This is a genomic window from Spiribacter curvatus, from assembly GCF_000485905.1.
GTDB lineage: Bacteria > Pseudomonadota > Gammaproteobacteria > Nitrococcales > Nitrococcaceae > Spiribacter > Spiribacter curvatus.
This window is the reverse complement of record NC_022664.1, coordinates 198338-209066: the sequence shown is the minus strand read 5'-3', so window position 1 is coordinate 209066 and position 10729 is coordinate 198338. Positions and strand designations below refer to the sequence as shown.

Sequence of the window (10729 nt, the reverse complement as noted above, 5' to 3'; positions counted from 1 at the left end):
GACTCCCGGATTAGTTGCGCCGTTCCGGCCAGATCCCGCTGGGTCGCAGCAGCATGATGAGCAGCATGATGACGGCGAACAGCAGCAGCCGCAGCTCACCGAGATCACGCAGTAGCTCCGGGCCCAGGATGATGATGAACGCGCCGAGGATTACCCCCGGGATCTTGCCCATGCCGCCCAGGATGACCGCCATGAGGATCAGCACCGACTGCTCGAAGCTGAAGCTCTCCGGCGAGATCGCCCCCAGGTTGACCGAAAAGAAAATCCCGCCAATAGCGCCGAATACCGAACCGGTGACATAGGCGGCGAGTTTGACGCGCACCCGGTTGATGCCCATCGCTTCGGCGGCATCCTCGTCATGACGGACATACAGCCACGCCCGACCCAGCCGCGAGTGATAGAGCCGATGACTGGCGATCACCGCGCAGACGGCGAGCAGCAGGAAGACGTAGTAGAAATCGACATAGCTATCGATCACGTAGCCGAACAGGCTCGGCTCGGGAATGTTTGACAGTCCGCTGGCGCGACCGGTGATCTCGAGGTTGCGGGCGCTGAAGCGAACGATCTCACCGAACCCGAGGGTGACGATTGCCAGATAATCACTGCGCAGTCGCAGCGTTGGCCCGCCGATGATCACCCCGGCGATGCAGGCCGCGATCAGCGCCGGTGGAATCGCCAGCCAGAAATTCCAGTCAAACTGCGCGGTAAGGATGCCGATGCTGTAGGCCCCGACCGCGAAGAATGCCGCGTAACCGAGGTCAAGCAAGCCGGCATAACCCACCACGATATTGAGCCCCAGCGCCAGCACCACATAGAGCAGCGCGTTGGTCATGATCGTGGTCGTGTAGCGCCCCATGATCAGGGGCAGGATCGCCATGACAAACACGATTGCGATCATCAACAGCATCTGCCGCCGCGGGCTCTCGAAAGTGGCGTAAAGACGGTCGATCAGACCGGTGGCTCGGCCAGTTGCGGTACTCATCAGCTACATCCGCTCCACTTCTGATTTGCCCAGCAGCCCAGTGGGCTTGAACACGAGCACGAGGATCAGGATCGAGAACGTGAACACGTCCTTCCACTCACTGCCGATAAACGGCACAAGCGTCCCGAACGATTCCAGCAGCCCCAGGATCAATCCACCGAGCATCGCCCCGGTGATGCTGCCGATCCCGCCGATGACCGCGGCGGTGAACGCCTTGAGCCCGATGAGAAAGCCCATGAAATACCAGATGCTGCCGTAATAGGCCCCGGCCATGGTGCCGGCCGCCGCCGCCAATCCGGAACCGATGAGAAAGGTGATAGCCACGACGCGTGTGACGTTGATCCCCAGCAGCCGGCACATGTCCTTGTCGATCGATACGGCGCGCATCGCCCGGCCATACATGGTGCGACTGACGAAAAGCTCCAGGGCGATCATCAGCAGGGCGGCGATCGCCACCAGGACAATGGCCTGGTGACTGATGAACAGCCGGCCGAACTCGAACCCGCCGAAGCCCAGATCAGTCCGAAAGGCGGTGTACTTACCGTCGGTCAGGCTCAGCGCACTGTTCTGCAGCACCAGCGAGACGGCCAGCGCCGTAATGAGGATAGAGAGTCGCGGCGCCGAGAGCATCGGCTGATAGGCGACCCGCTGAATGATCACGCCCAGACAGCCGACCGCGATCATGGAAACCAGAATGGCGATGCTCAGGCCGAACCAGCCGGCCCCGACCACCCCCGATATCAGCGACAGCACGCCAAAGCCGACGAATGCGCCCACCATGTAGACATCGCCGTGGGCGAAGTTGAGAAGCTTGATCACACCGAAAATCATGGTGTAGCCAAGCGCAATGAGCGCGTAAAAGGATCCCAGCACCAGGCCATTGACGATGGCCTGCAGGAATGTCTCAAAGGCCGGCATTCGGCGTCCCCCGTTGACCGAACTTGAAAGCAGCGGCGCGGGCCCGCTGTGAACCCGCGCCGCCGGTCACACCATCAGTTGTCGTAGAACGTCCAGGCGCCATCAGTCCCCTCGAGGATGATGAAGTTGCTGCGCGCCAGCGTTTTCTCGTCGGTGAAGCTGATCGGACCCGTCAGCCAGGACTGGCCATCGGTGGTCTCCAGGGCATCGATCACCGCCGCCGAATCGGTCGTTCCGGCCTTATCAATCGCCCAGGTGAGCAGCTTCAGCCCGTCGTAGTTGAGCGGCGCATAGGGGCCCGGATTCTGGTCGTACTCGGCCTGGTAGTCATCGATAAAGCTCGCCGCCTCAGGCAAGAACTCGGCCGTCGGGTTGGAGAATCCGAACACACCCTCGGCGGCACCGCCGGCGATGTCGAAGAGCTGCGGCGAGTTCGAGCCATCACCCACAGCGATCATGCCGCGGAAGCCGCCCTGACGCAGCTGACGGATCATCAGACCGCCATCGGCGTAGTAGGCCGTCCAGAATACAGCGTCAGCACCGCTCGAGCGGACGTTGCTGACCACGGCTGAGAAGTCCTGCTCGCCCTTGTTGACGGTCTCTCGGGTGGCTACCTCATGACCCATTGATTCCCAGCGCTCGACGGTGAGGTCGGCGAGATCCTGGGAATAGGAATCGCCCTGATCAATCACGGCGAGGCGCTCAACACCCTGGGCCTCGAAGAACTCGGCGGCCTTCTTCGACTGATCGGCCCCGGTGGAGTTGATCATGAAGGCGTTGCCGGGATTGGCCGGGATGAGCTGGGTGGAGTTGGACGCGGTGATCACGAAGGGCAGGCCCTCATCACCATAGGTATTGAGCGTCGGCATGGTGGCGCCGGAGCAATAGCCGCCGACGATACCGACCACATCCCGGGAGACGAGATTACCGGCAGCGTTCACCGACTGCTGCGGATCGCAGGCCGAATCACCGGTGACCAACTCGACCTCACGACCAAGCAGTCCTCCGTTCGCGTTGATCTCTTCGGCGGCGAGCTCGGCGGCATTGAACATGTCCTGCCCGTAGGTCGCCTCTGATCCGGTGGTGGGCACCTGAATGCCGATCAGGATGGTGTCTTCCTGGGCCTGTGCGGCCCCGCCCATACCCACGCCAAGGGCGAGGGTCGTGGCCAGTGCTGTGATTGCGGTTTTCATCGGATCTGCCTCCAGAAAATTGTATACACTTGATCAGATGTAGACGATCAGGCCGCTCCGCGCAAGCATTACCTACGTTGCGGTGCGCCATACCGGGGCACCTAACACCGCGTAATCGAGCGTGACGCCCAATCCCGGGGCAGCCGAAGCGACCAGCTGACCGTCCATGCGCTGCGGGGCACCGGGGGCGAAAGGCTGAGTGACGTAACTGTTGAAGTCAGTCACCGAGAACCGCGCCGCCTCCGGCGTCGAATGGGCCAGATGGGCAATAGCCGCCGTCGCCACATCACCTCCCCATGTGTCCTCCAGCGTCATGGCGATCCCCGATTCGACGCAGACATCGCGCATCCGATGGGCGCGGGTCAGCCCGCCGACCTTGCCGATCTTGATATTGACGACATCCATTGCCCCGTCGGCCAGTCCTTGCAATAACCACGCCATGCCATCGACGGACTCATCCAGCACGAACGGCCGGGCGGTCGCCCGGCGCACCTGCAGGCAGCTCGCGTACGCCGCGCAGGGCTGCTCGATGGTGACGTCCAGACCGGCAATGGCGGCGGCGACCCGCATCGCGGCATGCTGCGTCCAACCGGTATTGGCATCAGCGACCAGGGTGTCGCCACGACGCATGACCGCGGCGCAGGCGTGAATACGATCGATGTCGGTGTCTGGATCACCACCGACCTTGAGCTGGAAGCGGGTGTAGCCCTCGGCCTGGTACTGGCGGCAACGCTCCGCCATGTCATCCGGCGACGCCTGGGAGATCGCCCGGTAGAGCTCGATGGCATCCCCATAGCGGCCTCCGAGCAGGTGGCAGACTGGCTGTCCGGTGACCTTGCCAAGGATGTCCCAGCAGGCGATATCGAGCGGTGATTTCACATAGTTATGCCCGCGAAGGCACTGGTCGAGATGATGACTGACCTGCATCGGCCGGGTCGGATCCAGCCCCAGCAGCCCAGGCGCCAACTCCTGCAATCCGGTGCGTGCGCCGGCGGCGTAAGCGGGCAGATAGGCCGGCCCCAGCGGACAGATCTCACCCACGCCGGAGATCCCGGCGTCGGTCTCGATCTCCACAACGGTGCTGTCGAAGACATCGACGCTGTTGCCGCCTGACCAGGCATAACGGCCCTCGTGCAGGGGCAGATCGATCTGATAGATATTGATCGCGGTGATCTTCATGCGGGTTCCCCCATCAGTCCTGGTCGCGCCGCGCCGACAGGAACTCCAGCAGATCATCGCGGGCGGCGAGGATATGCTCGTTCAGCAATCGGGTGGCCTCGGCATTGTCACGCTCCTCACAGAGCGTGATCAGGCGATCATGCTCCTCACGGGCGCGGGCGTTGTTGTGGTCGGAGAGGTTGAGCTGGAGGCGCAGGTAGCGATCGGCATTGCGGTGCAGCTTATGGAGGATGTCCAGACTGCGGTGACGGCCGGCGGGCGTGTAGAGCGTCGCGTGCAGGCACCAGTTGTAGTGCCCCCAATGACGCTCGGCCGTCGGCTCAGCAAGGCTCTCGTCGAACTGCAGCAGAACCTGACGCGCGGCGGCAATCACCTCGGAGGTGATATGCGGCAGCGCCCGCTGGAGCAGATCCACCTCGATGAGCGCACGCAGGTCGAAGATCTCGCGGATTTCATCGAGCGACAGGACACTGACGGCGTAGCCCTTGTGGGCGGTCTGTGTCACCAGTCCTTCACCCTCGAGCTGCAGCAATGCCTCGCGCAGCGGGATACGGCTCACACCGAATTCGGCGGCGAGACTATCCTGTCGCAGCGCCACGCCTTCCGGGAATTCCAGGTTGAGGATGCGCTCGCGCATTTCGGTAACCAGCATGCCGGCCACGGTCTGGCGGCCACCGCTACTGTGCAGATTCATTTTTGTTGACCATCCCTATCCCGACGGATAACTTTATACAATATACGAAGACCGACGGAAAGACGGTCCCCCCATCCAAACAGGAGACAACCCATGACCCCCGACTGGCGCGGCATCTATCCGGCTGTAACAACTCAGTTCGATTCCGATCACCGCCTCGACCTCGAGGCCACGAAACGAGTCGTCGATAACCTCATCACCGACGGCGTTCATGGACTGGTCATGCTCGGTACCTGCGGTGAGAACACCTCGCTCTCCGATCAGGAAAAGCGCGACGTGATCGACGCCGCCTGCAAAGTCAGCAATGGCCGGGTCCCGGTGATCACGGGCATCGCGGAATACACCACAGCGCTAGCGAGCCAGTTCGCCCGCGATGCCGAGGCGATCGGTGCCGACGGCATCATGATCCTGCCGGCGATGGTGTACAAGGCAGACCGGCGCGAGATCGTCGAGCACATCAGCAGTGTCGCCGCGGCGTGCCAGCTGCCGGCGATGATCTACAACAACCCCGCCTCCTACGGGATCGACATCGACCCGGCGACACTCGTCGAGCTCTCGGCAACGCCCAACATCGTTGCCGTCAAGGAATCCTCCGAGGACCCGCGCCGCATCAATGACCTGATCAACCTCGCCCCGGAGGCGCTGGCGATCATGGCCGGTGTCGACGATGTGGCGCTGGAGTGCATGGTGGTGGGCGCCATCGGCTGGGTCTCCGGCTTTGCCAATGTCTATCCGCGCGAGAGCGTGGCGATCTATGATCATGTGCAGGCCGGCCGTATCGAGCCGGCGGTGCGGATCTATCGCTGGATGATGGACTCGCTGCACATGGACACCGACCCCAAGCTCGTGCAGATGATCAAGCTCGCCGAGCAGATCGCCGGCCGCGGCAGCGAGACAGTCCGCCCGCCACGTCTGCCGCTGGTGGGCGATGAGCGAAGCCGCGTGATCCGCATTATCGAAAAGGCCCTCGCCAACCGGCCGTCGGTCTGATCCATGGCGCGGCATACGTTCTTCTGCATCGACGGGCATACCTGCGGCAATCCGGTACGGGTTGTCGCTGGCGGTGGCCCGCGTCTGCGGGGCGAGAGCCTGAGCGATTATCGGCAGGACTTCCTCGCCCATCATGACTGGATCCGGCAGGGGCTCATGTTCGAGCCCCGCGGCCACGACATGATGTCGGGCTCGATCCTATACGCCCCGACGCGCCCGGACTGCGACCTCGGTGTGCTGTTCATCGAGACCTCGGGCTGCCTGCCGATGTGCGGCCATGGCACCATCGGGACGGTGACCACCGCCATCGAGGAGGGACTGGTATCGCCCCGCGAGCCCGGTCGGTTGAGCCTCGAAACCCCCGCTGGCCTCGTCGAGGTCAGCTACGAACAGCCCGATCGATTCGTGGAGTCGGTGAGCCTTCGCAATGTCCCCTCGTGGCTCGCCGCCACCGACGTCGAGGTGGATGTCCCCGGTCTGGGACCGTTGCGATGCGACATTGCCTACGGCGGCAACTTCTACGCCATCTTCGAGCCACAGCCCGGCTTCGAGGGCCTCGACAGTCTCGGTATTGACGACATCCTGCGTCTCTCCCCCGAGGTGCGTCGGCGGCTGAATGCGATCATCGAGCCCGTGCATCCGGACAACCCCACTATCTGCGGCGTCTCGCATGTGATGTGGACCGGACCGGCCCATGATCCGGAGGCCGATGCCCGCAACGCAGTGTTCTACGGCGATCGCGCCATCGATCGCTCGCCCTGTGGCACCGGCACCTCAGCCCGGATGGCTCAGCTCCACGGCCGTGACCGACTGGCGGTGGGCGACCGGTTCGTGCACGAGAGCGTGATCGGCAGCCTGTTCACCGGCAAGGTGACAGATACCGAGACGGTCGGACCGCACGCCGGGATCCGGCCGCAGATCACCGGCTGGGCGCGGGTCACCGGCTATAACACGATCTTCATCGATGATCGCGATCCCTTCGCCCACGGCTTTTCGGTGCACTGATCATGCAGTCCCTCAATCGCGAACAGACCCTCGAGCGGCTCGACTATCAGGCCGTCGCCGACGCCTGCGCCGGCGTGCTGGCAAGCGCCCGGGCGGGCCATACCCAGTGTCCACCACGCGGCGCCATGTCGCTGGCGGAGGGCGGCACATTATTGCTGATGCCAGCCACCGACGAGCGGATCGCGATCACCAAGCTGGTCACGGTCCATCCACACAACAGTCGCCATCAGCGCCCCACCATACAAGGGGAGATGGTGGTTCTGGATGCCGCCACCGGCGAGCGCCAGCTGCTCGTGGATGGTGGCGCGGTATCGGCGCGGCGCACTGCAGCGGTCTCACTGCTCGCCGCCCAGCACCTCGCCCCGCGCACCGACACGCCAATGCTGGTCTACGGCGCCGGCACACAGGCCCGGACACATCTAGAGGCCTTCCGCGATGGCCTGGGCGTACGCCACGCCTATCTGTATTCACGCACCCGATCGCGGGCCGAGGACCTCGCCACCGAGATGAACGCCACCGGCATGACCGTCACTGTCGTGGATGATCCCGCGACCGTCCTCGACCAGGTGCGTTTGATCGTCACGGCGACGACGGCGACTCAGCCGATCCTCCCGACCACGCTGAGCGACGACACCTTTGTCGCGGCGGTGGGGGCATTCCGGGCGCACATGATCGAGGTCCCGGCCGCGCTTGTGGAGCGGGGCCGGATCGTCATCGACAGTGCAGAAGGCGCCCGCGAGGAGGCCGGTGATCTGCTCAAGGCCGAGGCGTCGGGTCATTTCAACTGGGGTCAGGCGACGACGCTGGAAGCGGTGGTCCTCGACGACGCCCGACCGCGCGGCGATGGCCCCCTCATTTTCAAGAGTGTCGGTCAATCGCTCTGGGACCTGGCGGCCGGTCAGGTGCTGGTGGCCGCCATGCCGACACGCCCTCTTCCATCCAACCGGTAGCTGCTTATGACGATGACAACCGAACAATTTATTGCCGGTGCCCGCCGGGCGGCGGGTCGCGAGACCTTTCAGGCCGAGAACGCCGCCACTGGTGAGGCACTCGCCCCGACCTTCAGCGAGGCGACGCCCGAGGAGATCGATGCGGCCTGCCGGGCTGCTGCAGAGGCCGCTGCCCCCCTCGCTGACGCACCCCTCGCACAGCGTGCCAGCCTCCTCGAGGCGATCGCCGGTGAGCTCGACGCCCGGGCGGACGCCTTTGTCGAGCGCGCCGGCGTCGAGACTGGCCTGCCCGAGCCGCGCATCCGTGGCGAGCTCGGCCGAACCACCGGCCAGCTGCGGCTGTTCGCGCGGGTCGTGCGCGAGGGCGGTTTTCTGGGCGTGCGTATCGACCATGGCGATCCGGACCGCCAGCCCGCTCCGAAGCCGGATCTACGCCAGCGCAATATCCCACTCGGTCCAGTCGCGGTGTTCGGCGCGAGCAACTTCCCACTCGCGTTTTCGGTCTGCGGCGGCGACACCGCCTCGGCGCTGGCGGCGGGGTGCCCGGTGGTGGTCAAGGCGCATCCCGGGCATCCCGGCACCTCGGCGCTGGCCGCAGAAGCCGTGGAGGCGGCGGTAGCGGCCAGTGACCTGCCCGCCGGCGTTTTCTCGATGCTGCAGGGGGCTGGCTATGCCCTGGGAACGACGCTGGTCCAGCATCCGGCCATCGAGGCCGTCGGCTTCACCGGTTCGCAGCGCGGTGGATTGGCGCTCCAGCGGATCGCTGCTGAGCGCGATCGCCCGATCCCTGTCCATGCCGAAATGGGCAGCGTGAACCCGCTGTTCATTCTGCCCGGTGCCCTCGCCGACCGGCCCGAGACCATCGCTCAGGGCCTGGCAGGGTCGGTGGCGCTCGGTTGCGGGCAGTTCTGCACCAAACCCGGTTTGATCGTCGTGCGCCGTGGCAAGGGCTTTGACGCCTTCCGCGAGCAGTTGATCAACGCCATCGAGGCCATGGCACCGGCGGTGATGCTGCATAGCGGCATACTCTCCGCCTTCGAAGCGGGCTGTGAACGGCTTGCGGCGGCCGAGGGCGTGGCACGGCTGGCGGCGGGCGATAGCGCCGATCATCGCGCCCAGGCGATGGCCTTCATCACCGACGCCGATACGCTCAGCGCGCAGCCGGAACTGGCCGACGAGGTGTTCGGCCCAGCCGTGCTGGTCGTCATCGTGGATGACGCCACCGCGTTCGAGACCGCCGCGGCGGCGCTGGTCGGCCAGCTCACCGCCGGCGTGCACGCCCGGGATACCGAGCTCGCTGATTACAAGGCCCTGATCGAGCGGCTCCAGCAGCGCGCTGGCAGGGTGTTGTTCAACGGCTTCCCCACCGGCGTGGAAGTGGGCGAGGCCATGGTCCATGGCGGTCCCTACCCGGCGACCACCGACAGCCGCACCACCTCGGTGGGCACCCGCGCGATCGAACGGTTCCTGCGCCCGGTCGCCCTCCAGGACATGCCGGCAGCGGCCTTGCCCCCGGCCCTGCAGGACGACAACCCCCTCGGCCTGCCGCGCCGCGTCGATGGTGCCGACGAGCTGGGGACGGCGCATTGATCACCGAGGTACAACGTTACTGCTATACCGACCTGCATGCCGCCGGCGAGCCAGTCCGCATCCTCACCGGCGGCGGGCCGGCGCTTGCCGGTGATACGCTGCTCGACAAGCGCCGCGACGCCATAGCCCGGCATGATGCCGTCCGTCAGCACCTGATGCTCGAGCCCCGCGGCCATGCCGATATGTACGGCGTCTGGCCGACCACCGCCGACCACCCGGACTGCGCGCTGGCAGTGCTTTTCATGCACAACGAGGGTTATAGCACCATGTGCGGGCATGCCACGGTGGCGCTGGGCCGCTGGATGATCGATACGGGTCATGTGCATCCCACCCCGCCGGTCACGGACTTCCAGCTGCAGTGCCCCTGCGGCCCCGTCGCCGTGCGGGTGGACACCCCGGCGGACGGACCCATCGGCGCGGTCGCCTTCGACAGTGTCCCGGTGTTCGCGGGCGCAACGGGACAGGCACTCTCCGTGGCAGGCTTCGGCACGGTGGCCGTCGACATCGCCTACGGCGGCGCCTACTACGCCGTTCTCCCCGCTGCCCGGCTGGGGCTCGATCTCTATAACAGCCCCTACGAGACGCTCATCGGGGCAGCCCGGGCGATCATCGCCGCCGGTCGCGAACAGCTCGCGATCGACCATCCGGATGCGCCCGACCTCGGCTTTTTGTATGGCTGTCTCATCACTGATGGCCGCCCCCCGGCCGCGGCCAGCGAGACCCGCAATCTGTGTGTATTTGGCGGCGGCCAGGTCGATCGCAGCGCAACCGGCTCGGGAATCGCGGCGCGACTCGCCCTTGCCCATCATAATGGCGACATCGCCCCAGGCGAGACCTGCGCGGTGTCGGGCCTGAGTGGTATCCCGTTCCAAGGCGCGATCCGCGAGGTGCGTGACGATGGGCGGCTGATCGTTACGGTAACCGGGCACGGTCACTACAGCGGTTGTGGCGAGTTTCAGGTTGAGGCAGACGACCCATTACCGGAAGGGTTCGAGGTGCCAGCCAGGCTGGCGGATCAGAGGCACTGATCAGGCTGGTTTGAGGATCACCTGATCGGAATCGGTGCGCGCCATCCGGTAGGGCACGGCGCTGCAGGCAAAGCGGCGGATGATCCGCTGCGCCTGGGCGTGCGCCTCGCGTGTCGGGCCACTGATCACGATGTCCCGCCCCCGGTATTCAATCCGGCAGTTCTGACCCGGCATGCCTGCCATGGATGCGCCTCCACCTG

General features: G+C 65.2%; 11 protein-coding genes. 5 read left to right on the top strand and 6 right to left on the bottom strand.

What is annotated here, in order from left to right; translation table 11 throughout:
* Positions 1-10: 10 nt before the first annotated feature.
* From SPICUR_RS01010 to SPICUR_RS00990, 5 genes are all read right to left on the bottom strand, one after another.
* Positions 11-982, bottom strand: coding sequence for a branched-chain amino acid ABC transporter permease (locus tag SPICUR_RS01010; protein WP_023365143.1), 972 nt, complete (start codon positions 980-982; stop codon positions 11-13).
* A gap of 3 nt (positions 983-985) precedes the next feature.
* Complete coding sequence (locus SPICUR_RS01005) at positions 986-1900, bottom strand: branched-chain amino acid ABC transporter permease (protein ID WP_023365141.1); 915 nt, start codon at positions 1898-1900, stop codon at positions 986-988.
* A gap of 74 nt (positions 1901-1974) precedes the next feature.
* Positions 1975-3093, bottom strand: a complete 1119-nt coding sequence (locus SPICUR_RS01000; RefSeq protein ID WP_023365139.1) for a branched-chain amino acid ABC transporter substrate-binding protein — start codon at positions 3091-3093, stop codon at positions 1975-1977.
* A gap of 72 nt (positions 3094-3165) precedes the next feature.
* The gene (locus tag SPICUR_RS00995) at positions 3166-4272 is read right to left on the bottom strand and encodes a cis-3-hydroxy-L-proline dehydratase (RefSeq protein ID WP_023365137.1); all 1107 of its coding nucleotides are present in this window, start codon (positions 4270-4272) and stop codon (positions 3166-3168) included.
* A 13-nt stretch (positions 4273-4285) separates the two neighbouring features.
* On the bottom strand, positions 4286-4966 hold the full coding sequence (locus tag SPICUR_RS00990) for a GntR family transcriptional regulator (RefSeq protein ID WP_023365135.1): 681 nt from the start codon (positions 4964-4966) through the stop codon (positions 4286-4288).
* Positions 4967-5059: 93 nt separating this feature from the next.
* Between SPICUR_RS00990 and SPICUR_RS00985 the strand changes: the two genes are divergently transcribed.
* Genes SPICUR_RS00985 through SPICUR_RS00965 form a run of 5 tightly spaced genes read left to right on the top strand, consistent with a single transcriptional unit; the run spans position 5060 to position 10529 of the window.
* Positions 5060-5956, top strand: coding sequence for a dihydrodipicolinate synthase family protein (locus tag SPICUR_RS00985; RefSeq protein WP_023365133.1), 897 nt, complete (start codon positions 5060-5062; stop codon positions 5954-5956).
* Between the two features lie 3 nt (positions 5957-5959).
* Positions 5960-6961: a 4-hydroxyproline epimerase gene (locus SPICUR_RS00980; RefSeq protein ID WP_023365131.1), complete on the top strand. Its 1002-nt coding sequence runs from the start codon at positions 5960-5962 to the stop codon at positions 6959-6961.
* A gap of 2 nt (positions 6962-6963) precedes the next feature.
* Positions 6964-7911 (top strand): delta(1)-pyrroline-2-carboxylate reductase family protein, encoded by a 948-nt coding sequence (locus tag SPICUR_RS00975; RefSeq protein ID WP_023365129.1) that lies wholly within the window; start codon positions 6964-6966, stop codon positions 7909-7911.
* A 12-nt stretch (positions 7912-7923) separates the two neighbouring features.
* On the top strand, positions 7924-9501 hold the full coding sequence (locus tag SPICUR_RS00970; RefSeq protein WP_023365127.1) for an aldehyde dehydrogenase (NADP(+)): 1578 nt from the start codon (positions 7924-7926) through the stop codon (positions 9499-9501).
* Entirely contained in the window at positions 9498-10529 is a 1032-nt protein-coding gene (locus SPICUR_RS00965) for a proline racemase family protein (protein WP_023365125.1), read from the top strand. The genes SPICUR_RS00970 and SPICUR_RS00965 overlap by 4 nt, the downstream gene beginning before the upstream one ends.
* Here the strand turns inward: SPICUR_RS00965 and SPICUR_RS00960 are convergent, their stop codons facing one another.
* Positions 10530-10712 carry a hypothetical protein gene (locus SPICUR_RS00960; protein ID WP_023365123.1) on the bottom strand — a complete coding sequence of 61 codons (183 nt, stop codon included), beginning with the start codon at positions 10710-10712 and terminating at the stop codon, positions 10530-10532. It lies immediately after the preceding gene.
* Between the last annotated feature and the right edge of the window lie 17 nt (positions 10713-10729).